The following is a 25,110-nucleotide window of genomic DNA, read 5'->3' as shown; positions in this document are numbered from 1 at the left end:
AAGAGAGAATGGCAGAATGAACAACTACCAAAATCAGGTTGTTTTGATAACCGGTGCCAGTGGCGGTCTTGGTCAAGAGGCCGCCAGACAATTTGGCGCTCAGGGAGCAAAGCTGGCGCTTGGCGACATCAATGAAGAAAAGCTGGAACAGCTGGCCAACGAGCTTCGCCAGAAAGATATTGAGGTACTTACCCGCCTTTGTGATGTACGGGACGAAGAGCAGGTCAAAACCTTCATTGAAGATACAGTCAATCACTTTGATCGTCTGGATGCTGCGATTAACAATGCTGGAATTGATCCCGCCCACAATCTGCTTGCCGATACGCCCTTGGAAGATTATCAGCGCACCATGGACATTAATGTCCAGGGCGTTTTCCTCTGCATGAAATACCAGATCAAGCATATGCAAACTCAAGGTGGTGGCGCTATCTGTAATATTGCTTCTGTTGCAGGGGTTGGCGGAGCCCCCTTTATGTCAGCCTATGCGGCCAGCAAACACGCGGTGATTGGTTTAACCAAGAGTGCGGCATTTGAATATGGCAAATTCAATATCCGGGTTAACGCAGTTTGTCCATTTATCACGATGACCGATATGTTTGAACAAACGCTGAAAAAATTTCCGGATCGTGAAGCAGCATTAAAGCACTTTGGAAAGACCGCGGCGTTGAAACGAGTGGCTCAGCCCGAAGAAGTTATTCAGGCTGTGCTCTTTGCTTGCAGCAAAGAGAACTCTTACATGACCGGTCACGAACTGGTTGTCGATGGCGGCATGACCGCTGTTTAAGTTAATTTTTCTAGAGAGATAATAATGGATCCTTTACTCGACTTTACTGACAAAGTGGTTCTGATCACAGGCGCTGCCAGTGGTTTTGGTAAACAACTGGCCATGGATTTTTCCAGCCGTGGCGCAAAACTGGTTCTGGGTGATGTCAATGAAGAAGGCGTGCAAGCCGTAGCTGCCAGCCTCTCCGGCCCAGCCATTGCCATGAAGTGTGACGTGTCTCAGGAAGCTGAGTGTCAAGCCATGGTAGAAGCCGCCACGGAAATTTATGGCAAGCTGGATATTGCTGTAAATAACGCCGGTGTTGGCCAAGGCTTCATGGCCTTCACTGACATCACCACAGAAATTACTGACCGCCAGTTCGACATCAATGTCAAAGGTGTTATGTACGGGATGAAACACCAGCTTAAAGTCATGAAGGATCAGGGCGAAGGTATCATCCTCAACGTCAGCTCTATGGCTGGACTTGGAGGCGCCCCCAAGATTGCAGCCTACTCAGCTGCCAAGCACGCGGTCATCGGTTTGACCAAAACTGCTGCTGTAGAATTTGCAAAGAATGGTATCCGTGTTAACGCAGTGTGTCCGTTCTTCAGCCTGACTCCGCTGGTCACTGAATCTGAACTGGGTGCCGGTGGAACCGAACAACTGGAGTCATTCCTGAGTCGCGGTGCTCCCATGAAGCGACTGGGCCAGCCTGAAGAAATCACCAATGTCATGTTATTACTCTGCTCTCCGGGCAATACCTACATGACAGGCCAAACTATCGCTATTGATGGTGGTGTATCAGCGCTCTGATCCACGACTCAATGCCGGGCGGAAACCCGGCAAGTACTCAAGACTAGGCAACCTGAGATAATTGAATGACCAAGATGGAAGACTCATACCTTGTAGTTAATGGACTTCGCTATCATCTTGTCAGTTGTGGAAGCGGTCCTCTGGTTCTGTTCACGCACGGCTTTCCGGAATCCTGGTACTCCTGGAGAAATCAGCTTCCTGCTCTGGCTGAATCAGGTTTCAAAGCAGTAGCAGTAGACATGCCGGGTTATGGCGAAACCGACAAGCCAAACGAAACTGATCGCTATAATCAAGTCTCACTCAGTAATGACATGGCAGACATAGCCACTCAACTGGGATATGAAACTTTTGTCTGCGTTGGCCACGACTTTGGAGCACCAACCGCCTGGCACACCACGTTGCGTTTTCCCGACCGCGTCAGAGCCGTTATCTGCATGAGCGTTCCCTACGGAGGTCGCTCCAAGCGCCCGCCGACAGAGGGCTTTAAACGGCTTTTCACTGATCGTTTTTATTATATTTTGTACTTCCAGCAACCTGGCATCGCAGAAAAGGAACTGGAAAGTGATATACCTCGCTTTCTACGCAGTTTTTGGTGGCCCGTCAGCGCCAATGGCGACGGCAAGTTTACCCTTTCCGATTGTCCAGCGGATGCAAAATTGTTTCAGGCCATGCCTGACCCGGGGAAGCTCCCTGACTTTATGACGGAAGCAGAAGCTAATGTCTATATAGAGGCTTTTACCCGCAACGGTTTAACAGGGCCTCTGAACTACTATCGCAACATAGATCGTAACTGGGCCTTAAGTGAGAGCTATGGTAACAACACCATCACTCAACCTGCCCTATTTCTCTACGGTGATCACGATCCGGTGCCAGAGGTTGGTGGCGAGCTGGAACGCATGAAAGAAATTGTCCCCAATATAGAGATAAAAAAACTGAAAAACTGTGGCCACTGGATTCAGCAGGAAAAACCAGAACAAGTGAATACGCACTTAATACGGTTTTTAAAACAGCTATAAAACAACATCCCTTTTCAAGAGGTTTTTATTATGAGTCAGTATCAAAATCGCTCGATCATTCTCAGCAAACGCCCACAAGGTGAATTACAAGACGGTGATTTGACTCTCACGTCCACCCCGGTCAGAGAGCTGAAAGACGGAGAATACCTGATTCAAATATTGTGGCTCTCCCTGGACCCCTATATGCGCCCTCGCATGAACGATACTGAAAGTTATGTAGACCCGGTGGCGATTGGCGATGTCATGGCGGGAGAATCCGTAGGCAGAGTGATTGAATCAAAGAACGAGAACTTCAGTGTCGGCGACCTGGTGACCAGCTATTCAGGCTGGCAGGAATATTACATCGCTGATGACACTGAAACCATGATTTACAAGATTAAACCCAACGGTATCCCCCTGCAGGCGTATCTGGGTGTGGCAGGCATGCCCGGACGAACCGGTTATTGTGGCCTCACCTACGTTGGTAAACCGCAAGCCGGTGAAACCGTAGTTGTAGCCGCGGCATCGGGCCCAGTGGGCACAGTTGTTGGACAAACAGCCAAACAATTAGGTTGTCGAGCTGTAGGCATCGCCGGTGGCCCGGAGAAATGCCGCTACGTCGTTGAAGAGTTGGGTTTTGATGCCTGCGTTGACTACAAAGAAGGCGATCTTCTGGAAAAACTAAAAGCTGCTTGCCCCGATGGCATTGACGTCTATTTCGAGAACGTCGGAGGAGATGTTACTAAAGCTGTAGCTCAACTATTGAACAAAGGCTCTCGTGCTCCTATTTGCGGTTATGTCTCTGCTTACAACTCAGAGAATATTGGGCAGGTTGAAACCCCCTTCCATATTCTCGGGGCACTGCCCGAACCACCTGAGCATCGCTTTTTTGTGGTCACCGAGTGGCAGGACCAGCATCAGGAACTTACGGAACTTCTGGCAGAACAGGTTAAAAGTGGAAAACTCAAATACCGTGAGTCAGTTGCAGAGGGCCTTGATAATGCCATCGAAGCTTTTAAAGGCATGCTCAAAGGCAAAAACTTTGGCAAACAACTGGTGCATATTGCTGACTAACAGCCAGTCACAGATTCCAAAGATACAAAAAAGGCAGCGCGAGCTGCCTTTTTTGTAAACGTAGAAAAGATACTTAAACATTAAGCAGCTTTACCAGCCTGCTTCGCGGACTCTTCATCTTTCAGTTCACGACGCAGAATCTTGCCCACATTTGACTTCGGCAGGTCTTCTCTGAATTCAATCTGGCGAGGCACTTTATAAGCGGTCAACTGCTTGCGGCAGAATGCAATCACATCATCAACGGTCAATGACGCATCTTCTTTAACTATAAACAGCTTAACCGCTTCACCCGTTTTCGCATCAGGCACACCGATCGCTGCAGCTTCAAGCACACCGGGATGTTTACACACTTCATCCTCGATCTCATTTGGGTAAACATTAAACCCTGAGACAATGATCATGTCTTTCTTGCGATCAACGATCTTGATGTAGCCGTCATCAGTAATAACAGCCATATCACCAGTGTTCAACCAACCGTCTTCACTCAAAATCTCGGCTGTTGCTTCAGGACGCAGCCAATAACCTTTCATAACCTGAGGGCCACGAACCAGCAGCTCGCCAGACTCACCTTTAGCGACTTCATTGCCGTTATCATCAACCACTTTGATTTCGGTGTTCAGAACTGGAGTACCAACAGTACCAGGATGAATCGCATCTGGTGGATTGGTCGATATCACCGGTGATGTCTCAGTCATGCCATAACCTTCAGAGACCTGACAACCGGTAACCTTTTTCCACATTGCACCTACATCACTGGTAAGCGCCATCCCACCCGATGCAGTTGTTTTAAGATTGGAGAAATCCAGATCTTTAAAGGCCGGGTTATGACATAAGCCGTTGAACAATGTATTAAGCCCAACAAAACCGGTAATCTTTTGAGCCTGCATGGCCTTAACAAAACCATCCAGATCACGGGGATTGGGAATCAATATGCTGTGATTTCCCGTACATACCAACATCATGCAATGAATGGTAAACGCATAGATGTGATACAACGGTAATGGAGCAACATAGGTCTCATTACCAATTTCAGTTACGTCGCCAAGTCGATCTTCCAGCTGTTTCATGTTTGCAACGATATTGCTGTGCATCAGCATTGCACCTTTCGCTACACCCGTAGTACCACCGGTGTATTGCAAGACAGCCACATCTGACGGGTCAACAGTGACGGGCTTCGCAGAACTTCCAGCACCAAGCTTCAAAGCATGTTTGAAGGATACCTGATTTGGGAAAGAAAAGTCCGGCACCAGCTTCTTCACATGTTTAGCTACAAAATTGATCACAGGCCCCATTGGGAAACCATGCAGATCAGCAGCGTCCGTCACGATGACCTGCTCTACGCTGGTATTTTCAATTACGTTAGCTGCGGCGCTGGCAACATTAGACATAACTACCAACACTTTAGCCCCGGAGTCATTCAGTTGATGCTCAACTTCACGCTCGGTGTACATTGGATTGGTGTTAACCAGAATCATACCCGCCCGCATAATACCGAACATGGCTACCGGGTATTGAAGGATGTTTGCCAACTGAACCGCAACACGGTCGCCTGGCTGTAACTTGGTGTGGTTTTGAAGATAACTGGCGAATTGCTCACTATAGCGGTCTATTTCGCCATAGGTAAGTGTTTTACCCAGACATGTGAAAGCGGGTTTGTCTTTAAACTGTTTAAACGCTTCCAGAAAAACATCAGGTATTGTATGTAAATTGCTCGTATCCATTCTTCCTCCCAGGCAAGAACATCATCTCTCGTGGCCAGATATACAAAATGCCGACGGCTATTGTTGCCGTTTTGACAGTATGCACTGTACTTTTTGTTCTCATTCTAATACTAAAAGACCCTGGACTTTACTTATTTCGTAACAGGTAAAGTCAAGGGCTATTCAACGCTGAATTATCGCGTAATTTTATAATGGAAACAGCTCGGATAAGCGGGTGGCGTGTGAGATATTCCCCTCGGCTTTTATTCGACCAAACATAAAGGCTTGCATTCCATTCAGACTGCCGTTGAGCACGTCGATGAAGGTTTGCAGATCCATGGTTAAGGTTGCCGTAGGTGCCTCACTGACTCCTTCATACAACGAACACTGAGAGTCAGACACGACAAGATAACAATCCCCGGCGTCGGGGATTGTTATCTGTACACACGCTTCAAGCCCCTCGGCCGCTTCCTGGTCGAAACGGCCCTGGGCCTGAAGGAACACTTCTTTCAGATCAGGCATAAATAAAGCAATGCCCTACGATCAAAATGCGAAAGATTCTGCATCCATATCCATCAGGCTGTCGGCACCGGAGGTCATGGTCGTTGCCAGTGACTCGGTACGAGGAAGGATACGGGCAAAGTAGAATTTCGCAGTTTGGACTTTGGCAGTGTAGAAAGCTGCATCACCCTGACCTTCATCCAGAGCCGCCTGCGCTTTAACCGCAGCCAGAGCCCAGAAGTATGCCAAAGCAACATAACCGGAGAACATCAGATAATCCACAGATGCCGCGCCGACTTCATCAGGGTTTTCCATGGCAGCCATGCCCACTTTCATAGTGAGATCGCCCCATTGCTTGTTCGCTTCGGCCAGTTTTGCAATCAGAGGATTACCTTCGTTAGCCTGACAGAACTTATGAATTTCCTTGGTGAAAGGCTTCATAATTTCGCCCTGAGTCATCAAGACCTTACGACCCAGCAAGTCCAGCGCCTGAATACCGGTAGTGCCTTCATACAACATGGAGATACGGCAATCACGAACGTTCTGCTCTGCACCCCACTCGGAAATGAAACCGTGACCACCAAAACACTGAACACCATGGTTTGCGGATTCAAAACCTACTTCGGTCAGGAATGCCTTGGCAATTGGTGTCAGGAAGGCCAGTTTGCCATCAGCTTCTTTCGCAGACTCTTCATCACCGTTACTGATAACATCAACCAGCTTGCCACAGTAAGCCATCAGCATACGGCCACCTTCGGCGAAGGACTTCTGGGTCAACAGCATACGACGAACGTCTGGGTGAACAATGATGGGATCCGCAGGACCATCAGGGTTTTTAACGCCGCTCAGAGAGCGCATTTGCAGACGGTCGCGAGCGTAATCCAGAGACTTCTGGAAACCCAGCTCTGCGTGCGCAACGCCTTGCAATGCAGTACCCAGACGGGCTGTGTTCATAAAGGTGAACATGCAGTTCAAACCACGGTTTGGAGGTCCAATCAGGAAACCTTTGGCACCGTCAAAGTTCATTACACAGGTGGCGCTGGCTTTAATACCCATCTTGTGCTCGATAGAACCACAAACCACACCGTTGCGTTCAGCGATAGAACCGTCCTCGGCAACATTAAATTTAGGCACAATAAACAGTGAAATACCTTTGGTACCTTCAGGCGCATCCGGGAGACGAGCCAGAACAATGTGAACAATGTTCTCAGCCATATCGTGCTCGCCGGCAGAGATAAAGATCTTGGTACCGGAAATTGCGTATGAACCGTCAGCATTAGGCTCTGCCTTGGTACGCAGCATACCCAGGTCAGTACCACAGTGAGGCTCAGTCAGGCACATGGTGCCAGTCCACTCACCGCTTACCAGCTTGGTCAGGTAAACTTCTTTTTGCTCATCGGTGCCGTGCTCTTCGATGGTATTCATCGCACCGTGGGAAAGACCGGGGTACATTCCCCAGGACCAGTTAGCAGTGCCAACCATTTCGTTCAGAATCAAACCCAGTGACGGTGGCAGACCTTGACCACCATGATCAGGGCTGTGCGTCATTGACGGCCAACCGGCTTCAACGAACTGCTGATACGCTTCTTTGAAACCTTTGGGTGTAGTCACTTCACCGTCATTCCACTGACAACCTTCAGCGTCACCGGACTGGTTCAGGGGTGCGAGTACGTTTTCACAAAATTTCGCATTTTCTTCCATGATCGCATTGGCGATGTCTGCACCGGTTTCTTCGAACTTGGGGAGACTCTGCCAGTGCTGTTCGTAATCCAGCAACTCATACATGGTGAACTGCATGTCACGTAAAGGCGTTTTGTACTCAGCCATCCTGATAACCTCTGTCTTTGCTTGAAGTAATATGTCTTAGGCAGTACCTGAAGCCTGTTCCACTGAGCCACAAGGCTGAGCTTTTAGAACAATTTCAGACACTTATTTGGTTTTTCAGACCATAAATGAAACAGACGTTAGAATCCCGAATTCATCAATTTCGCTCAATGGCAAAAATGACTACATTCACTAACAAATATGACTATAGCCCAGAATAAGGACAAAAAGGACAGTAGACCCACCGGTCACAGACGCTCTGGAAATAACCGCAATGCTTGACTGACAAGTCAGGCTTTAACGCGACTCAGAGCCGCCAGCCCCCTGCTCCATGGCCATTTGTTTACGATATTCGCCCGGCGTCAGACCCGTCCACTTTTTGAATGCTCTGAAGAAAGCACTGGTTTCATCAAACCCCAGACGCTCGGAAATGACACTGTTGGTAAGGTCTTTACAACCCAGGTAATGAATGGCTGCTTCGAGACGACATTCATCTTTGATTTTCTGAAATGAGGTATTTTCCTGCTGCAAATGACGACGCAGAGTGGTCACCGACAAATTGAGCTGGGAGGCAACAGCCTCAGCGCCGGGCATAGACTCACTAACATCTTTGGACAAAATGGTACGGACTTTGGACTTTAGGGTACTGCGAGCACTGTCGCTGATCACCAGATGATAGGGTGCCATCCGGATGAACTCATCTAAAGTCTGGGGATTTTGAATCACCCTGGCATCCAGATAATCCTTATGCAATTCAAAGCCATTGTAGGGCTGGTTAAACTGAATCTGTGCGGGATAGGATTCCGCCAGAGCCCTGAAAGACTCAGGGCAAGGAAAGCTGAAGCTGATGGACACGAGAGGGATTTCCTGCCCAATCAGCCAACAGTGAAACCGATGCCAAACAGCAAGAGAGGTACGAATACTGTCCGCATTATCAACACTCATCATTTCCTGGAAGGCTTCTTCGGACAGGGATTCAATACCTGCCATACGAATCGATGCCAGTTCACCCTCACCTTCCACGAGAATGGAACGAACCCGAAACCCCCGGCAAATTTCACTGAATTCACCCGCCCGGATGATCGCCTGACGAAGGTTTTCACAGTGAATCAACGTAAGACAAAGCAGCCGGAAAGAGCCCCAGCGAACCTTGCCTCCAGACATCATGCCGAAGCATTCATCCTGCATCAGCCACATAATGCGCTGATAAAGCTGTCCATATTTTACTGCCGAAAAAAAGCGGCCATCTTCGATGTCTTCCGGGTAAATACCCAAGTCGGCCAGTAACTCCCGGGTATCACAACCCTGCTCTTCAGCAGCAGATAACAAAGCTCGCGCGTACTCAACGGGAACAGAACTGTCAAAAATGGGCATAGAAGGGCTACCGCTTAGGGAGGACTGGGACCTCAGGAATGACCATTTTGATAAATTTAGTCATCAATTTCAATCCCGATGGAAGAATCTCTGAATCAGCTTGATAAACATTACCATGACGACGGCGGCCAGAATCAACCCAAGAATCAAGACCGTTGAAATCAGAAAGAAATTACCGATGGTTTCCAGCGGCACCCCCCAACCCCATACCGCCAGCGCAAGAAACGCCAGCGAGGCCAAAATGGCAACAGAAACCGCTGAACGCGCTTTACGCCTTTTGAAAAACAACATAACAACCTTTAAGTTAAAGCTTAAAACAATGGTGCCATCATACCAAACTATTGTCCGGGAGGCGCTGAAAGCCCCGAAGCAGGTCTTCCAGCATGCACCAACTGAGACTGACTAGTCAGATATTTTGCAGAATGCTTTCCAGCACAACGGCAACGCCATCTTCCCAGACCGGTAATGTCACCAGATCCGCTACCGCTTTTACATCGTCAGCAGCATTCCCCATCGCTACACCCAGCCCTGCCCGCTCCAGAAAAACCTTATCGGACTGAGCATCTCCAAAAGCCACGACCTGCTCAGCCGTCACCTGATGATAATCCAGCAACTGCTGGAACCCCTTATGCTTGCAGGCCGTTTGCGCAATAACGCTGACAAACAGCCAATCCGGTTTGGCGGCCATTTTGGCGTATGCAAAAACCGTATCCGGAAAGAGCGCTTCGAGGTGATGCAATTTTTTTTGATCCTCTGCATTATCCACGGCAAACAAGAGCTTGATAACGGGCTCTTTATCTAAAATGTTGTCGAAAGATACCTGCTCAGGAACAGCTCGCAGATGCTCGCTGTGCAACTTTCCCAGATCATTCCAACCTTCAACAAAAAAGCGATCACGACCGCAGACTTCCGTATAAACACCGGCTTTTCGGGCCTCAACAATCAAGGACGTCACCAAACCCTTCTCCAGAGGATGTAGCTCCAAAGTTTTTTGCTGTGAAGGATCGAAAATCAAGGCGCCGGTATAGAATAAACCTGCGTCTTTTAATTGCAGTTCGTCGACCAAAAAATCAGCGGCAAACAGTGGTCTGCCAGACGCAACTGCAGTTTTGATTCCCGCACGCCGGACATTAAGAATCGCATTTTTAACCCGGCGGGTATAGTTGCCGTCCAACCCCAACAAGGTTCCATCAATATCGAAAAACGCGAGCCGAATATCGCGTTGCTGCAAGGCAGTTGCAGCAAGGGAAGTCATAGTCATACACATCTGAAATACATTAGATCACTGGAAGCAGCCAGCAATAAAGACTGGATAAGCACCAGAAACCTATTAACGTTTCCGGTGCCCCATCGGGGATGAATCCGGTTGAAAAACCATCACATTTAAATCGAAAACTCAGAGACTGAGCGAACCCTCGTGACTCCACTCACAGCGAACCTGCATATCACCAGAGCCGGGCTCATGGGAATTGCGTCCAGACTCCCAGACAAATGTGTGGGTGCCCGACAGCTCGGTTTCCAAATGAACAGTGGCTGACACCCAGTACATCTGGCTCAAGAGCTCTTCAAATTGCTGAATCCACTGTTCCCACTCGTACTCGACAGCTTTGTAGGATGCTCCGAAATGCATCACTTCGGTCTGATAATTTGCATGATCGATTTCGATCTGGGGAATTGCGAACATCTCCTGACAGAGAAAAGGCCAGCCATCCGCCTTGGGCAAATTGAGCATTGCCTGCCGGTTGACCCTGCGACGCGTCGAATCCTGCTCATAGTAGGAAGCGTCTTTGATACAGCCGTAAACTATCGATTCCTGATCCATACGTGTGTAGCCCCTAACCTTAGAAAAACCACCAGCCGTCACTTTCGAGACGTTTCTGGCAGCCTGCCAGCTGCCGTTGGTAAACCGCAGCCCGTGAAGACACTTTCTTTGCTACTTTTTTCAGCCAACCTTTGTTCCTGAAGGTTCTGCGATTAAAGCCACCCTGCCCTTCGTGGTATGCAAGGTAGAGATGATAGGTGTCGTTGAGTGCAATATTACATCGTCTGTGACTCATGTTGTTGTACCAGCCCACAAAGTCTGCAGCATCACCAAAATCGTCCCGATCCGCTCCCCAGGATCCCGCTTCGCTCTTGTACCAGTCCCAGGTATCGTCTTTGGCTTGAGAAAAGCCGTAAGCACTACTCAGCCGGGGGCCGGGGAAAATCCATAAAATCCGTGAACGAGGTGGCTTGGCCTTGGGCTGAAAGCGCGATTCCTGGTACATAAAAGCCATAATCACCGGAATGGAAACGCCCCACTTTTCCTGGGCGTCTTTGGCGTCCTCGTACCAGCCGTCTTTTTCATCAAAAATGTCACAGACATTGTGTATTTGACGCGGAGGAGAAGTCACACACCCCGACAGCAACACCACCGCAAGGACGATTATCATCCAGCGGTAAACGGGTATCCTGCGTAGGGGGGCTTGCGGGATCACGCTACAAAACCCCATGCTCTTGCAAGAGAGCAACCAGTTCTTCTTCTGTCATCGTCTGAATGCCCAGCTCCTGGGCTTTCACATACTTGGAGTTATTGGTTGCACCGCCTCCCACGACAACACAATGGGTTTTGGCTGAGACGGATCCCGCCACTTTCGCTCCAAGCTGTTGCAGCAGTTTCTTGGCTTCATCCCGTTTGATCAACGAAAACGATCCGGTGACAACGTAGGTTTGGTCCGCCAAAGGCTCATGACGCTCTTCAACGCTGATATCGTCCCAGTGAACACCAGCCTTCTGCAAGGCTTCAATGGCTTCGAGATTATGCTCCTGGCGAAGGAACTCAGCGACAAAGTGAGCAACCACCGGCCCTACGTCATCGACTTTTTGCAGAGATTCTTCATTGGCTGCAATCAATGCATCCAGATTGCCAAAATAGCGGCTCAAACCTCGGGCAGTAGCCTCACCAACTTCACGAATTCCCAGAGAATACAAAAACCGTTCGAAGGAAGTACTTTTGCTGGCCTCCAGGGCCGCGATAAGATTTTCCGCGGATTTAGGCCCCATACGTTCTAGCTCTGCGACCTGCGAGGCCTCAAGGCGATAGAGGTCTGCCACTGAATGAATCAACCCTTCATCGACCAACTGCTCAACCAGCTTGTCTCCCAAGCCATCAATGTCCATCGCTTTACGGGAGGCAAAGTGCTTGATGGCCTCTTTCCGTTGGGCACCGCAAATCAATCCACCAGTACAGCGCGCCACCGCTTCACCCGGGACGGTTTCCACAGGTGAATCACATACCGGACAGGTTTCAGGAAAAACAATCTCGCTGGCATCGGCCGGACGCTGTGATTTCACGATGGAAACCACCTGGGGAATCACATCACCCGCCCTGCGAACCACTACAGTATCCCCCACCATAACGCCCAGCCGGTTAATTTCATCGCGATTGTGCAACGTGGCGTTCGACACCGTAACGCCGCCCACAAACACAGGATTCAATCGAGCTACCGGGGTCACGGCACCTGTGCGCCCCACCTGAAATTCAACACTTAGAAGTTGGGTCATTTCTTCTTGCGCCGGGAACTTGTAAGCAATTGCCCAGCGAGGAGCACGGGACACAAATCCCAGCGTTTGCTGCAACGCAAGATTGTTGACTTTAAACACAATGCCATCGATATCGTAAGGCAGAGAATCTCGCTTCTCACCCAATCGACGGTAATATTCAAGGCAGCCGCTGATGTTGTGAACAACGGCCATTTCCGGATTGATCAGAAAACCCCATTGGTGAAGCTGCTCCAACACTTCAGTATGCCGCTCTGGTAAGGATCCTCCATCGAAACGACCGACACTGTAAGCACACATTTGCAGAGGCCGGCTCGCCGTAATACGTGCATCCAACTGACGTAAACTGCCAGCTGCCGCGTTTCGCGGATTGACGAATGTTTTTTCACCCGCTTCTCGGGCCTTCTGATTCAACCTTTCGAAACCTTGCTTGGGCATGTAGATTTCGCCACGTACCTCCAGCACTTCGGGGTAGCCCTCACCCATTAAACGCAAAGGAATCGAAGTGATCGTCCTGACATTTTGAGTAATGTCTTCCCCCGTCGTGCCATCACCACGGGTAGCTCCACGCTCCAGCTGACCATTAACATACAAAAGACTAACAGCAATACCGTCCAGTTTGGGCTCACAGGCAAACTCAATGTCGTCCGGGTTTTTGAGACGATCCTGCAATCGACGATTAAAACTTTCCAGATCTTCGTCACTGAATGCGTTGTCCAACGATAACATCGGCACTTCGTGAGCCACCTGGGAAAATGCACTCAGTGGAGCTTCGCCGACACGCTGAGTTGGGGAATCTGGAGTCACCAGCTCAGGATGTTGAGATTCAAGTTCTTTAAGCTGCTGAAACAGGCGATCGTATTCGATATCGGGGACGGTTGGGTCATCCAACACGTAATAACGGTAGTTGTGGTAGTTGAGCTGATTTTTCAGTTCATCAAATTTGGATTGGAGTTCGAGAGGGTTTGACATGGTACGGGAAGTTCCGGAAAACTGTTGTTGCTCGCCCCGACTCCAGACTTTGAAATCAGGGCGATAGACGCGGTGTATCTGCGAGATAGTTACAGCTGATCTAGGCGCGTGACAGCTGCTTCCGTTCAAATTCACGAATACGATGACGACAGTGCTCTATGGTTTGAGCTGTCATCACACTGCGGTGCTCATCTTTCAATTCACCACCCAGACGGCTTGCAATCGCTTTCGCTGTATCGGCCATAATATTAAAGGCCTCCATGCTGTTGGCGTTCATTGGCAGCGTCATAAACAGACTGACACCCGGCGTCTCAAACTGATCCATGGTATTGAGATCAAAGGTACCTGGAACAACCATATTGACCATACTGAACAACAACGGACCTTCGCCGTCCTCGCCATGATGACGGTGGAAAATCTGCATATCCCCATAGCGCATGCCACATTCAAGGAGCACATCCAGCAATTCACTACCGCGAAAACGGTCGTTACCCACGGACATGACATTTATGACCAGCACTTCTTCTGGCTCAAGTTCAGGCTCAGCCTCATCAAGATCGGCAGCTCCATCTACCCGAGGCTCGGCAAAGGATGTTCCTTGCTCATAAGCACCCCGACCATAAGATCCGGAGTCTTCAGGTTGAGTTTCAAAGGGCATAGCTTCATCAGCAATTGAAGATGGTTCTGAAGGCTCATTGTCGTCACGCAAAGATGGTTCTCTGTGACGATCCTCATCCTCAACGGAATCCATCAGCATGGGAACGTCTTCATCTAGATTCAACGCTACTTGCTCAGGGATTCTTGCTCCCAAAGTCGTCTTGGTTTGACCAAAACTTTCCTGAACATTGCGGGTCAGTTGTCTAGTGTCGTCTTCATCCCGATGACCAACCACACGGGCACCACCATTGGGTAACTCACTGCCATAACCTTCGTCAATGTCCCGGTCGGCGCCTTTATTGGCCTTCAGTGACATCTTGATGGACTGGCGTTTGGACTGGCGCATACGACGCCAGCCATCCAACAAAACGCCCAGGATCAGTAATACAATAATGACTGTCAGCCATTCACGCATTGCGAAGTCCATTCCTTAAAGCGCCCCTCTAGGTAAAGCCGGGTAAATGGATATGTCCGGGTTGTGTGTCATTCGGCAATGGAGGTCCATCGGTAAACCACTCTCTCTATTCGAGCGATAGCTCGGCGCAGAGTTCAATTTTTGATTCCTGTATGTAGAACTGCAGTATGCACTGCCTGCAGCCTTCCGATTAAACAGCATGCATCCTCTCTTAACTTGCAGCCAGTTCAGCCGCCTCTTCCACATCCACAGTCACAAGACGGGATACACCGGGCTCATGCATGGTAACGCCCAGTAACTGGTGGGCCATCTCCATGGCGATCTTGTTGTGGGTGATGTAGATAAACTGTACGTGTTCACTCATCTGCTCAACCATGCGGGCATAACGGCCAACGTTGGCATCATCCAGCGGTGCATCAACCTCATCGAGCATACAGAACGGCGCCGGATTCAAACGGAAAATCGAGAAAACCAACGCGATGGCCGTCAAAGCCTTTTCACCACCGGATAGCAGGTGGATGGTACTGTTACGCTTGCCCGGTGGGCGTGCCATAATCGCAATACCGGTATCGAGCAAATCTTCGCCGGTTAATTCCAGATAAGCGTGTCCGCCACCAAAGACTTTCGGGAACAACTCCTGCAAGCCCGAGTTAACCTGATCATAGGTCTCTTTAAAACGTGTGCGAGTTTCACGATCGATTTTTTTGATGGCGTTCTCAAGAGTTTCAAGCGCATCCTGCAATTCGTCATTCTGGGCATCGAGATAATTCTTACGCTCAGATTCCGTTTTGTACTCATCAATGGCTGCCAGGTTGATCGGCCCAAGGCGAGTGATACGACCGGCAATTTTTTCCAGCTCTTCCTGCATGGGTTGCTCTTGGGCATCTTCCGGTAACTGCTCAAGCAAGGTTTGCAGGTGGAAATTCTCTTCTTCCAGTTGCTGCTGCAGGTTTTTACGCTGCACTTCCAAGGTCTGGGCTTCGAGTCTGGCCTGCTCCAGCCTGGACCGCACAGCCTGAATATCCTGCTCGGAACGGTTGCGCTCCTGCTCAGCCTTGCGCAGGTCGTGCTCAACTTGCTCAACCGCTTTACGAGCCTGAGTCAGCTCTTCCTCAACGGCCAGACGCTTGTCCAGCAACGCCTCCAGTTCCAGTTGATGCTCCTCACCTGGATCGCGGGTCTCTTCCAGTTGATCACGCAGCATATCGCGGCGTTCCTGCAACCGCTGTGTTTGTTCCCGGAGACGGCCCAATCCCGCCTTAACGGAATCAACCTGAGTTTTAAGCGCCTGATGACGCATTGCCAGCTGATGCCCACGATCTTTATCGTGACGAGCACGCTGACGGGCGTCTTCCAGCTTGGCCCGGATATCATCGCGGCGAGCCAGTAATTCTTCACGCTGCTCAGTATCGCGACCCATAGCCTCAATGGCTTCTTCGAGAATCATCCGAGCTTCGCCAAGCCCTTCGTTCTCTTGATCCATCTGTTCACGGGCTTCGCGGATTTCATTGGCTACCCGATCGCGACGCACAGTGATCTGCTCAACACGTACCTGCTTGGCACTCAACTGTGAACGTAACTCACTGTACTTGCGGTTGTGATCTTCCGATTCGCGGCGTACCTGTTCACGCTGCTGCTCGAGCTCTTTGACTTTTGCCCGGCCTTCATCCAGCTTCAGGCTCAGCTCTTCCACCTGATTCTCGGCTTCCTCCAGCTGCTCGGTGAGCTCTTCCAGCTCTTGTTTGCGCGCCAGAACACCGGAGGTGGCATCGTTGTCACGGGCTACCCGCAACCAGTTGCTGCCGAGCCAGAGTCCATCTTTGGTGACAACCGATTCGTGGGGCTGCAGCTGGGCACGAATTGCCAGAGCTGCCGGCAAGTCTTCGACGGCGTAGACTGCACCCAGCAGCCCCGCCATATTGACCTTGGAAACCACCTTGTCCTGCAAGCGGTCCGCTACTGAACCGCTCACGGATGCAACTTCTGCGTGGGTATCCAGTAAAACCAGCTCACCCTGGGTCAGCTGACTGACAAATTCGGAAACACCGTCGAGCCCCTCTACGCAAACGGCCTGCAGTGTATTGCCAAGAACGGTTTCAACCGCCTTATCCCAGCCGTCACGAACCTCAACACCTTCAGCAAGACGTGGGTTTTCGGTTAGACTTTGCTCCTTGAGCCAATCACTGACGGCGCCACTCTTTTCACCCAAGGCCGCTTGCTGGAGGGCTTCCAGGGACGCGTGACGTCCACGCATGGACTGCAATTGGCTGCGAACCTGATCCAACTGGCCGCTAATGCCATCGTTGTCATCACGCACGCTGTTTATATCTTCACCCAGCTGCTCAACACGACTGCGTTTTTCATCCGCAGACAGATCCAGCTCGGCCAGTTGTTCGGTCAGCTCGCCAATTTCTTCTTCGGCATCGTCGGGAACAAGATTCTTCTTCTCTTCTTCCAGCTTGCGAATACGCTCCAGCAACCGGCTTTGAACCTGCTCAAGATGCTGAATACGGGATTGCTGCACTTCTGCTCGCTGACGGGGTTCTGAAGCTGTCTGATTGAAGCTGTCCCACTCTTGCTGCCAGCTTTGCATGGCATCTTCGGATTCCTGGAGTTCGTCGCCGGAGCCCTCTTCGGCCGCCTTCACCATTTCCAGCTCTGGCTCCAGCTCCATCAGTTCCTCTTCCCACTCCTCGGCCTTGGCTTTATCCGCGACCAGGTGTTCCTCGGCCTCTTTACAGTCGCGCTCGGTCTGATCCAGATCGGTTTGCAACTGGCGGCTACGTTCCTGAGAGTGTTGAATGGTTTGCTCAACTCGAGCGATATCGGCGCCAATGGAATAGAAACGACCCTGAACGTCGTTAAACTTGTCAGTTAAATCCGTGTACTGCGTGCGGTACTTTTCAATTGCCGTATCATTTTGAACCTGACCGGTGACAAATGACTCAACCTTCAGCTCCAGTTCGGTAATGGCCTCTTTTTTGACCGTTGCCTGCTCATCCAGAACCTTAAAACGTAACGCTTGCAGCTGAGCCTTCAGCTGACGCTCTTCTTTTTTGTACTCGGTGTACTTTTCGGCAGCCTGAGACTGACGATGCAAACGCGATAACTGTCGTTCCAGTTCATCACGGATATCCGTCAGTCGCTCGAGGTTTTCATGGGTGCGGCGCATGCGGTTTTCGGTGTCGCGGCGACGCTCTTTGTACTTGGAGATGCCTGCGGCTTCTTCGATATACACCCGCAGTTCTTCTGGTTTGGCTTCAATTAAGCGGGAAATCATCCCCTGCTCAATAATCGCATAGCTACGAGGCCCCAAACCGGTACCGAGGAAGATGTCGGTAATATCCCTGCGGCGACATTTGGTGCCATTCAGGTAATAGCTGTTTTGAGCGTCACGGGTTACTTTCCGTTTAATGGAGATTTCCGAGAAACCGGCGTATTCCCCCACGAGGGTGCCATCGCTGTTATCAAAGACCAGCTCAATAGAGGCTTGTCCCACAGGTTTGCGGCCACCGGACCCGTTAAAAATAACATCCGTCATGGATTCGCCACGAAGGTTCTTGGCGGAAGATTCCCCCATTACCCAGCGCACGGCATCAATAATGTTGGACTTACCACAACCGTTGGGCCCGACAACAGCCCCCAGGTTACTGGGAAAATTGACGGTCGTCGGATCGACGAACGATTTAAAACCTGCCAGCTTAATGCACTTTAGCCGCATAGAAATGCTTCACTCAGATATAACGTATTGATTTTCTTATGATTTGGGGTCGATCCAAATAGCTCAGAAACGCCACCCAATGACGTTAAATCGATATTCTTCACCCTGCCAGCCCACATCCCGTGTTTACTGTTGCCCTTACTCAAGCAATTGACCAAACAGGAATTTTACACATTTGGGAGGGCTATTACATCCACTCACCGGGGTAAAATTTCCATCGTCCAACATGCCCCGAGATGCAGTAATTGGCGCCACCCAGGACTGTACACCACTCACTCAAGTGGCGCACAAATCAATCAACAAACCTAATAGGAAAGCACCTTATGGTATCTGCTGATCAACAGACAAAGTGAGGGGGCCGTTCAGCTCAGCCAAAACCACTGGACCATAACTGCCCTGCCAATCACCGGATTGCGGAACCGGCTCACCCGTCTTCGAAATTCTCGCAACAACCTCGAGCTTGGGAACACTGTTGATGGTCATGTTTGGGGCCATAGCCATGGATTCATCCAGAGTGATCTCGGCCGGAAGATTCGCGACCGTAAATCGTTGTATGGCCAAAGGAACCCTCGCCCCCTGCCAGGCCCTCGCGTAAATGAAGACGGTATCACCGGGCGAGGCAGTAACCTTGTCGGACAAACTCACCTTAACGGTCAGGCTCCTGGACTGAGAGTCACTTGATTCTGAATCCGCAGGCGATGATTGACCTGGCTGCCTCAACACCAGAGGTGCTTGTCCAGACTCCACAGACAAAGCCCTGGCCCTCTCTATTCCCGCCAACAAGGAGCGTGCTGCCGGCGTGGATGCTCCAAGAGCCTGCACCGCTCGCTCCCAATATTGAATGGCTTGACCATAGTCCTGCCGTTCAAACTCAGCAATCCCCATTAACCCCAGTGAAGTTGTCTCGTCAGGGTTTTTGGCCAACGCCTTTTCTGCCAGCGACTGCACTTCAGGTGTCACGCGATTCCCCGATGCCAAAAAGACTGCCTGGGCCAACTCCCCCAGAATATTCGGAGGCACCTCTTCATTGTGCTGGGCAATGTACATATAAGCGCCAACCGCTTTCACATAATCATTCTTTTGCATGTAAGAGCGGGCCAGAAGATAACGATTACCCACATTATCCGGCTTTTTTTCGAGACGGCTTTCCAGGCTGGCAATCAACTCATCCAGATCTTGCTGCCCACTGACCGCATCCGTCTGCTGGAAATAAGCTTCACGCAGATCCAGAATCTTCACATCCTCAATCGAACCGTGCTGCCAGTAAAACCCCGCGGCGGCCAGCGGCAACAATGCCGCTGCCAGATACAGCCCCCAGCGGGATGTCCCCTGCCCCTGGTTTTCCGCCTCTGCGATGTCTTCCAGCAGTGACAGCTCCAGCTCCTTTTTCAATTGATCAAACTGGGACTGATCCAGCTCCCCGGAGGCCAGCTGAGACTCCAATGCCTGCAGATGTTCATTAAACAGATCGAGCACTACCCCCTTGCGATCTTCCGTTGAAGTCAAACTATCAGCCTGCTGCGACTTGGACTGACGCCATAACGGCCACAAGATGAATACTACCGATAAAGCTGACATTGCGGCGACAACCAGCCAAAAATTCCCCATGGATACCTACCTTAACTTGGGCTTATGAGTGCCCCATTCAAATAAAATGCTCAACGGTACGCTCTCGGCACCCTGTGTAAGACGAGCTCATTGTTAAACTGTGCTTTGCTAAGCCAGACCTCGATCATTCCGGGCTGTTTTTATCAGATGCCTGACTTCGCTTTTGCTCTGCGTCAGATAAAAGTTGATTCAGACGCTCCTGCTCGAGAGGGTTGAGGGATTCTTCTCCCTGGGCTTTGCTTTTTCGGCGGTGACGCAGGGTTAACCCGACCATAACCGCCCCCAGCAGAAGCAATACCGCCGGCAATGACCACAAGAGCAAGGTATTTCTCTTTAATTGAGGTCGATACAGGACATAATCACCGTACCGGTTAACCATGAAATCGACGATTTCCTTATCACTTTTGCCTTCTTGCAGCATGCGATAGAGCTCACGCCGAAGGTCAGCGGCAATCGGTGAGTCAGAGCCTTCCAGATTCTGGTTTTGACATTTGGGGCAACGCATCTCCTCCACAAACGACAGATAGCGCTGGCGAGTGACCTCATCGTCAAACTCATAGACATCAATTCCCGCCCAGGCGGAAGAAACCGTTAATGCAAACCAAACCAGCCAGACACTCAGTCGGCAGCGGGAATGTCGTGCATTCAGGCGTTTGCGCTTGTTAAGCATTATGGAGCCCCTGATCAGTCATATACTCTCTTCGAAAGAGCGAGAGAGTATAGCAATCGACTCGTCAGGGCTCTATAAGAAGTCCTGTAAAGAAAAATCTAGAAGTCTCACCAAGAAAAATCAGTAGGATTTTGAATTTTCTCGAAAAAAGTCATTGACCCGAACCAAAATATCATTATTATACGCGGCCACTGACAGCGAGGGTGGTTAGCTCAGCTGGGAGAGCATCGCCCTTACAAGGCGAGGGTCGGGGGTTCGATCCCCTCACCACCCACCAATCTTTTCGATGCGTGATGCGAAAGATTTGGAGTTGTCAGGACAATGCGGACCGGTAGTTCAGTTGGTTAGAATGCCGGCCTGTCACGCCGGAGGTCGCGGGTTCGAGTCCCGTCCGGTCCGCCATATTTCAAAAAGCTGCCCTACTCTTTTAAGGAGAGTACGGCAGCTTTTTTTATGTCTGCACATTAGTGGCAACCACCTACCTAAAAAGCTGAACCCCAAAAACCAAAAAAAGCAGCCTACCTCTTCCTCACAAAGAGATCGCTGCTTTCTGAATTTGTTACCCGCTGCCAGGACTAGTTAACAGCCCCTCAGGACTTTTTAGACTTTTCCATATCTTCTTTAATATGCCGATGTGCATACACACCCAGATACCCAACCATGACACAGGCCAATACCACTATAGCTACACCAGACAGTACATAAGCATCGATATACATAGGTCACCTTCCTTTCGGGCTGCTTGATTCTTTTCGATGGATTCATAGTACGCCCCCGCCTGTGGAAGCCTTTGATCTCGATCAATGAATAGCCAGTAACCGATTCTTTTGGTGTTCTTCCAGCTTTACTCAGCTCAGGATCAGCCGCAATCAGCCCTCCTGGACATTGAAATCAACTGACTTAAGCTTGCAGATATGTGAACTGTTATACAGTCAAAATCTTACTCTGTAGACATTTGTAGAATAATCCGCCAAATTCACCTAAGTTCTGGAAGTACAGCTATAAAGGAGCTTGCGGGTATAACGCAACGATTTCTATCTATACTTCTTTCAATTCTGCCTAAAAATCAATGTACTGAAATGCTAAAAAACACAACACAAACCTACGGCTCTGTCAGCAAGTGCCTGCATTGGGTTATCGCACTGTTCATTATCGGCATGTTTGCCCTCGGGCTGTGGATGGTTGATCTATCTTATTACGACAGTTGGTATGTTAAGGCGCCCCATTACCACAAAAGCATTGGCATGCTTCTGGGGGCAGCCATGGCATTCAGGTTAATTTGGCGCTGGGCAAACCCAAAACCTAAACACATAGTCAGCCACAAACCCTGGGAAGTAACTCTGGCCTCTACCGTGCACGGGGTACTGTATTTACTGGTTTTTGGCATCATTGCAACCGGCTATCTGATTCCCACCGCCGATGGTCGGGGCATTGATGTATTCAATTGGTTTACGGTTCCTGCGATAGGCACGCTAATGGAGAATCAGGAGGATATTGCCGGGGATGTCCACTACTGGCTTGCCATGTTTCTTATTGGCCTGGTTATTCTTCACGCTTTGGCGGCCATCAAGCATCACGTGCTCGATAAGGATGCTACCTTAAAAAGAATGTTGTAACGTAGTTAGAACCTGCAGACTAAACTACCCACTAATTTCACAGCATATTTAAAAGGAGCCTTTATGCGTGTCGCCTCCCTGATGAGTAAAACACTAATACCTCTGGTTGCCGGTCTGGCCTTGTCTGCCAGCAGCTTCGCTGCCGAGTACAAGATTGACACAAAAGGCGCCCACGCCTTTATTACGTTTAAAATTCCTCATTTGGGTTATTCATGGCTGCTGGGGCGTTTCAACAGTTTCGAAGGCAAGTTCACCTACGACCCTGAAAACCTTGAAGCTTCTACCGTTGAAGTTGTTGTCGACACTGCCAGCATCGATTCAAACCATGCAGAGAGGGATAAACATCTAAGAGGTGACGACTACCTGGATACCGACAAATTTGGTCAGGCAAAGTTTGTGAGCACTGAAGTCACAGATCAGGGCAATGGCAATTTTTTACTGACCGGCGATTTAACACTGCACGGTGTCACCAAATCCATCACCATCAAAGCCTCAAAAGTGGGTGAAGGCCCGGATCCCTGGCTAGGATACCGAGCGGGTTTTTCAGGAACCACGGTTTTGAAATTAAAAGACTTTGGTATTCCTGAAAAACTGGGGCCTGCCTCATCTCGAGTCACGATGGAACTGTATGTCGAAGGTATTCGGCAGTAATTCGATCCCCCCTTTATAAAAAAGGGGGAGCACAGCCTACTAAGAACTATTCGGATTTCTGCCCCGTTAACTCAGTCCAGAACATCATGGCCGCATTGTGACAAATGGGTTCAACTGCTGCTTCATCCACATAAATTCCGTCGATCAGCAAGCGGCTCATGCCGTGCAAGGTACTCCAGCTGACCTGAGCGTAGCGCAGCGGATCAATTGATTTCAGGATGAGTCCCTGTTCCTGCCAGTGACGAATACCATCGACATAACGCCTGAATGACGCGTGGGCCTCTCGGGTAAGAGACTCCGTAAGCAGCTGATTTTTCCAGAGATGCCCGCCAAACATCAGGTCATAGTATTCTGCATTTTCCAACGCGAAACGAACATACCCACTCACGAAACCCTGCAGCGCCTCAAATGCAATCAAACCCGTCTCAGGATCCGTGGCAACAGGGTCTTTAAACAATTGAAACCGCCGGAATCCCTCTTCCGCAATCGCGCACAATAAGGTCTGCTTATCCGCAAAGTGATGATAAGGAGCTGTTCGCGACACGCCCACTCGAGTGGCCAGTTTACGCATGGAAAAAGCGTTCTCGCCCTCGTCCCGGATCATTTTAGCCGCTTCGTCCATCAGGACCTGGCGCAAATCCCCATGATGGTATGACGCTTTTGTGTTTGTAGTGCTGGTATTCACGTTTGACGTTATCACTGATGCTCAATTACAGACAGGCGGTCAACTGGCAGCAGCTCACTGACAGTGGCGCTCAATGTATCAGCCAATCTTGACAGTGTCAAAATGAAGCTATAGATTACCCCAAACACAAACTAGACACCGTCCAGTTCAGGATAACCCGTACCCACTCAGGAGCCCGACTATGAGCTACGAAAGCCTTACCCTCACTATTTCCAACAAAATCGCTCATATCCAGCTCAATCGCCCGGATGCCCTGAACACCATGAATGCGGCACTGTGGAAAGAGCTTCCTGAGGTTGTTCAACACATCAATAATGAGGCCGCAGCACGGGTTATTGTGCTCTCTTCAACTGGCAAGCATTTCTCAGCGGGTATGGATCTGGCGGTATTTACCGGTGGCACCTTGAATCAAGAACAGGAACTCGGCCGTAAACATGAAAACTTGCGTCGTACGGTTCTGCAACTGCAAGACGCTCTTAGCCAATTCGAAAAGGTTCGCATGCCCGTGCTGGCGGCCATTCAGGGAGGCTGTGTTGGCGGCGCTGTTGATATGGTCACCGCTTGCGACATACGTTATTGCACAGAAGATGCATTTTTCAGCATCGAAGAAACAAAATTAGGGATGACCGCTGACGTCGGAACCCTGCAACGCCTGCCCCACTTGATTCCTCAGGGGCTGGTGCGGGAACTGGCCTATACCGGACGCCGCATGTTCGCTGAAGAAGCCAAAGACGCTGGTCTGGTCAACAAAGTTTATCCCTCTCAGGAAGCCATGCTGGAAGACGTGATGGCCATTGCCGAACAAATCGCTGCAAGATCACCACTGGCAGTTGCGGGCTGTAAAGAGATGATCAATTACACCCGCGATCACAGTGTCGCTGAGAGTCTCAACTATATGTCCGTCTGGCAGAGCGGCATGTTTCAACCGCAAACAGACATGATGGAAACCTTTGCCGCAAAAATGGAAAAACGTGAACCTCAGTTCGAAGAGCTGAATAAAGTGTCCTCCATTTTTGACTAAGCCGAGACTCATCGACTTGGCAAATGCGACCTGCGATTTAACACCCGGAACCACGCCATCAAGGATCTGTTATGAACGATGATCGGCTTCAACTTTGGCACAACGTTGTATTTGAAAAAGACCTGGATTTGCTGAATGAGCTTCTGGACGAAAACGTTGAGTTTCATTCACCGACAGTCTGGGCACCCAAGCAAGGTAAAGAAATCACCGCTTACATTCTGTCCATGGTGATCGATATCTTTGAAAATTTTGAGTATAACCGTGAGTGGTCGGACGATCGGAACTTTGCTCTGGAATTTTCTGCCTCCATTGATGACAAGAAGATCAAAGGTATTGACCTGATCCAGTGGAATGAGGAAGGAAAGATCATTCAGTTCGAGGTTATGTTACGCCCCATGAACGGCCTTAACCTGATGTTTGAAAAAATGACCGACCGCTTACAAAAAGCAGGGTTTCTCTGATCATCCAGGGTTAAACCACTGCTGCAACCTACCAGCCTTTTAGAAAAGT

General features: G+C 49.9%; 22 protein-coding genes and 2 tRNA genes. 10 read left to right on the top strand and 14 right to left on the bottom strand.

The window, feature by feature from the left end:
• Positions 1-16 precede the first annotated feature (16 nt).
• From KOI40_RS09190 to KOI40_RS09175, 4 genes are all read left to right on the top strand, one after another.
• A complete protein-coding gene (locus tag KOI40_RS09190; RefSeq protein WP_216097208.1) occupies positions 17-784 on the top strand; it encodes an SDR family NAD(P)-dependent oxidoreductase in 768 nt (255 codons plus the stop codon).
• 24 nt (positions 785-808) lie between these two features.
• Entirely contained in the window at positions 809-1,576 is a 768-nt protein-coding gene (locus KOI40_RS09185) for an SDR family NAD(P)-dependent oxidoreductase (protein ID WP_216097207.1), read from the top strand.
• A 65-nt stretch (positions 1,577-1,641) separates the two neighbouring features.
• Positions 1,642-2,592 (top strand): alpha/beta fold hydrolase, encoded by a 951-nt coding sequence (locus KOI40_RS09180; protein WP_216097206.1) that lies wholly within the window; start codon positions 1,642-1,644, stop codon positions 2,590-2,592.
• Positions 2,593-2,622: 30 nt separating this feature from the next.
• The gene (locus tag KOI40_RS09175) at positions 2,623-3,645 is read left to right on the top strand and encodes an NADP-dependent oxidoreductase (RefSeq protein WP_216097205.1); all 1,023 of its coding nucleotides are present in this window, start codon (positions 2,623-2,625) and stop codon (positions 3,643-3,645) included.
• Positions 3,646-3,725: 80 nt separating this feature from the next.
• On the opposite strand, the gene KOI40_RS09170 is transcribed toward KOI40_RS09175, so the two are convergent.
• The 13 genes from KOI40_RS09170 to KOI40_RS09110 all read right to left on the bottom strand — a co-directional run bounded on the left by KOI40_RS09170 (position 3,726) and on the right by KOI40_RS09110 (position 20,627).
• Positions 3,726-5,366 (bottom strand): AMP-binding protein, encoded by a 1,641-nt coding sequence (locus KOI40_RS09170; RefSeq protein ID WP_216097204.1) that lies wholly within the window; start codon positions 5,364-5,366, stop codon positions 3,726-3,728.
• Positions 5,367-5,552: 186 nt separating this feature from the next.
• Positions 5,553-5,867 carry an SCP2 sterol-binding domain-containing protein gene (locus KOI40_RS09165; RefSeq protein ID WP_216097203.1) on the bottom strand — a complete coding sequence of 105 codons (315 nt, stop codon included), beginning with the start codon at positions 5,865-5,867 and terminating at the stop codon, positions 5,553-5,555.
• Between the two features lie 21 nt (positions 5,868-5,888).
• The gene (locus KOI40_RS09160) at positions 5,889-7,673 is read right to left on the bottom strand and encodes an acyl-CoA dehydrogenase C-terminal domain-containing protein (RefSeq protein WP_216097202.1); all 1,785 of its coding nucleotides are present in this window, start codon (positions 7,671-7,673) and stop codon (positions 5,889-5,891) included.
• 294 nt (positions 7,674-7,967) lie between these two features.
• Positions 7,968-9,044 carry an AraC family transcriptional regulator gene (locus KOI40_RS09155; RefSeq protein ID WP_216097201.1) on the bottom strand — a complete coding sequence of 359 codons (1,077 nt, stop codon included), beginning with the start codon at positions 9,042-9,044 and terminating at the stop codon, positions 7,968-7,970.
• 69 nt (positions 9,045-9,113) lie between these two features.
• Positions 9,114-9,335, bottom strand: a complete 222-nt coding sequence (locus KOI40_RS09150; RefSeq protein ID WP_216097200.1) for a hypothetical protein — start codon at positions 9,333-9,335, stop codon at positions 9,114-9,116.
• Positions 9,336-9,450: 115 nt separating this feature from the next.
• Positions 9,451-10,299, bottom strand: coding sequence for an HAD hydrolase family protein (locus tag KOI40_RS09145; protein WP_216097199.1), 849 nt, complete (start codon positions 10,297-10,299; stop codon positions 9,451-9,453).
• Positions 10,300-10,440: 141 nt separating this feature from the next.
• A complete protein-coding gene (locus KOI40_RS09140) occupies positions 10,441-10,866 on the bottom strand; it encodes a hypothetical protein (protein WP_216097198.1) in 426 nt (141 codons plus the stop codon).
• A gap of 19 nt (positions 10,867-10,885) precedes the next feature.
• Entirely contained in the window at positions 10,886-11,476 is a 591-nt protein-coding gene (locus KOI40_RS09135; protein ID WP_233710162.1) for a transglycosylase SLT domain-containing protein, read from the bottom strand.
• Positions 11,477-11,522: 46 nt separating this feature from the next.
• Positions 11,523-13,556 carry an NAD-dependent DNA ligase LigA gene (gene ligA, locus KOI40_RS09130; RefSeq protein WP_216097196.1) on the bottom strand — a complete coding sequence of 678 codons (2,034 nt, stop codon included), beginning with the start codon at positions 13,554-13,556 and terminating at the stop codon, positions 11,523-11,525.
• Positions 13,557-13,656: 100 nt separating this feature from the next.
• A complete protein-coding gene (gene zipA / locus KOI40_RS09125; RefSeq protein WP_216097195.1) occupies positions 13,657-14,640 on the bottom strand; it encodes a cell division protein ZipA in 984 nt (327 codons plus the stop codon).
• 199 nt (positions 14,641-14,839) lie between these two features.
• Positions 14,840-18,349, bottom strand: coding sequence for a chromosome segregation protein SMC (gene smc, locus KOI40_RS09120; RefSeq protein WP_216097194.1), 3,510 nt, complete (start codon positions 18,347-18,349; stop codon positions 14,840-14,842).
• Between the two features lie 321 nt (positions 18,350-18,670).
• Positions 18,671-19,957 carry a c-type cytochrome biogenesis protein CcmI gene (gene ccmI / locus KOI40_RS09115; protein ID WP_216097193.1) on the bottom strand — a complete coding sequence of 429 codons (1,287 nt, stop codon included), beginning with the start codon at positions 19,955-19,957 and terminating at the stop codon, positions 18,671-18,673.
• 124 nt (positions 19,958-20,081) lie between these two features.
• Complete coding sequence (locus KOI40_RS09110) at positions 20,082-20,627, bottom strand: cytochrome c-type biogenesis protein (RefSeq protein WP_216097192.1); 546 nt, start codon at positions 20,625-20,627, stop codon at positions 20,082-20,084.
• Between the two features lie 201 nt (positions 20,628-20,828).
• Between KOI40_RS09110 and KOI40_RS09105 the strand changes: the two genes are divergently transcribed.
• From KOI40_RS09105 to KOI40_RS09090, 4 genes are all read left to right on the top strand, one after another.
• Positions 20,829-20,904 (top strand) — tRNA-Val (locus KOI40_RS09105).
• A 48-nt stretch (positions 20,905-20,952) separates the two neighbouring features.
• Positions 20,953-21,029 (top strand) — tRNA-Asp (locus KOI40_RS09100).
• Positions 21,030-21,706: 677 nt separating this feature from the next.
• The gene (locus KOI40_RS09095) at positions 21,707-22,243 is read left to right on the top strand and encodes a cytochrome b (protein WP_216097191.1); all 537 of its coding nucleotides are present in this window, start codon (positions 21,707-21,709) and stop codon (positions 22,241-22,243) included.
• A gap of 63 nt (positions 22,244-22,306) precedes the next feature.
• Positions 22,307-22,894 carry a YceI family protein gene (locus tag KOI40_RS09090; RefSeq protein ID WP_439653235.1) on the top strand — a complete coding sequence of 196 codons (588 nt, stop codon included), beginning with the start codon at positions 22,307-22,309 and terminating at the stop codon, positions 22,892-22,894.
• Between the two features lie 46 nt (positions 22,895-22,940).
• Here KOI40_RS09090 and KOI40_RS09085 read toward each other — a convergent pair whose 3' ends face one another.
• Positions 22,941-23,579 carry a TetR/AcrR family transcriptional regulator gene (locus KOI40_RS09085; RefSeq protein WP_369413168.1) on the bottom strand — a complete coding sequence of 213 codons (639 nt, stop codon included), beginning with the start codon at positions 23,577-23,579 and terminating at the stop codon, positions 22,941-22,943.
• Between the two features lie 181 nt (positions 23,580-23,760).
• Between KOI40_RS09085 and KOI40_RS09080 the strand changes: the two genes are divergently transcribed.
• Positions 23,761-24,600, top strand: coding sequence for a crotonase/enoyl-CoA hydratase family protein (locus KOI40_RS09080; protein ID WP_216097190.1), 840 nt, complete (start codon positions 23,761-23,763; stop codon positions 24,598-24,600).
• Between the two features lie 71 nt (positions 24,601-24,671).
• The gene (locus KOI40_RS09075) at positions 24,672-25,061 is read left to right on the top strand and encodes a nuclear transport factor 2 family protein (RefSeq protein ID WP_216097189.1); all 390 of its coding nucleotides are present in this window, start codon (positions 24,672-24,674) and stop codon (positions 25,059-25,061) included.
• The last annotated feature ends 49 nt before the right edge of the window (positions 25,062-25,110 follow it).

This window comes from Pseudomaricurvus albidus (assembly GCF_018863235.1).
GTDB lineage: Bacteria > Pseudomonadota > Gammaproteobacteria > Pseudomonadales > Cellvibrionaceae > Pseudomaricurvus > Pseudomaricurvus albidus.
This window is presented reverse-complemented; position numbering and strand designations above follow the sequence as displayed.

Coding starts and splice junctions, on each gene's coding strand:
- KOI40_RS09190 (WP_216097208.1), top strand. CDS start 17: ATGAACAACTACCAAAATCAGGTTGTTTTGATAACCGGTGCCAGTGGC.
- KOI40_RS09185 (WP_216097207.1), top strand. CDS start 809: ATGGATCCTTTACTCGACTTTACTGACAAAGTGGTTCTGATCACAGGC.
- KOI40_RS09180 (WP_216097206.1), top strand. CDS start 1,642: ATGACCAAGATGGAAGACTCATACCTTGTAGTTAATGGACTTCGCTAT.
- KOI40_RS09175 (WP_216097205.1), top strand. CDS start 2,623: ATGAGTCAGTATCAAAATCGCTCGATCATTCTCAGCAAACGCCCACAA.
- KOI40_RS09170 (WP_216097204.1), bottom strand. CDS start 5,366: ATGGATACGAGCAATTTACATACAATACCTGATGTTTTTCTGGAAGCG.
- KOI40_RS09165 (WP_216097203.1), bottom strand. CDS start 5,867: ATGCCTGATCTGAAAGAAGTGTTCCTTCAGGCCCAGGGCCGTTTCGAC.
- KOI40_RS09160 (WP_216097202.1), bottom strand. CDS start 7,673: ATGGCTGAGTACAAAACGCCTTTACGTGACATGCAGTTCACCATGTAT.
- KOI40_RS09155 (WP_216097201.1), bottom strand. CDS start 9,044: ATGCCCATTTTTGACAGTTCTGTTCCCGTTGAGTACGCGCGAGCTTTG.
- KOI40_RS09150 (WP_216097200.1), bottom strand. CDS start 9,335: ATGTTGTTTTTCAAAAGGCGTAAAGCGCGTTCAGCGGTTTCTGTTGCC.
- KOI40_RS09145 (WP_216097199.1), bottom strand. CDS start 10,299: ATGACTTCCCTTGCTGCAACTGCCTTGCAGCAACGCGATATTCGGCTC.
- KOI40_RS09140 (WP_216097198.1), bottom strand. CDS start 10,866: ATGGATCAGGAATCGATAGTTTACGGCTGTATCAAAGACGCTTCCTAC.
- KOI40_RS09135 (WP_233710162.1), bottom strand. CDS start 11,476: ATGATAATCGTCCTTGCGGTGGTGTTGCTGTCGGGGTGTGTGACTTCT.
- ligA (WP_216097196.1), bottom strand. CDS start 13,556: ATGTCAAACCCTCTCGAACTCCAATCCAAATTTGATGAACTGAAAAAT.
- zipA (WP_216097195.1), bottom strand. CDS start 14,640: ATGGACTTCGCAATGCGTGAATGGCTGACAGTCATTATTGTATTACTG.
- smc (WP_216097194.1), bottom strand. CDS start 18,349: ATGCGGCTAAAGTGCATTAAGCTGGCAGGTTTTAAATCGTTCGTCGAT.
- ccmI (WP_216097193.1), bottom strand. CDS start 19,957: ATGGGGAATTTTTGGCTGGTTGTCGCCGCAATGTCAGCTTTATCGGTA.
- KOI40_RS09110 (WP_216097192.1), bottom strand. CDS start 20,627: ATGCTTAACAAGCGCAAACGCCTGAATGCACGACATTCCCGCTGCCGA.
- KOI40_RS09095 (WP_216097191.1), top strand. CDS start 21,707: ATGCTAAAAAACACAACACAAACCTACGGCTCTGTCAGCAAGTGCCTG.
- KOI40_RS09090 (WP_439653235.1), top strand. CDS start 22,307: ATGCGTGTCGCCTCCCTGATGAGTAAAACACTAATACCTCTGGTTGCC.
- KOI40_RS09080 (WP_216097190.1), top strand. CDS start 23,761: ATGAGCTACGAAAGCCTTACCCTCACTATTTCCAACAAAATCGCTCAT.
- KOI40_RS09075 (WP_216097189.1), top strand. CDS start 24,672: ATGAACGATGATCGGCTTCAACTTTGGCACAACGTTGTATTTGAAAAA.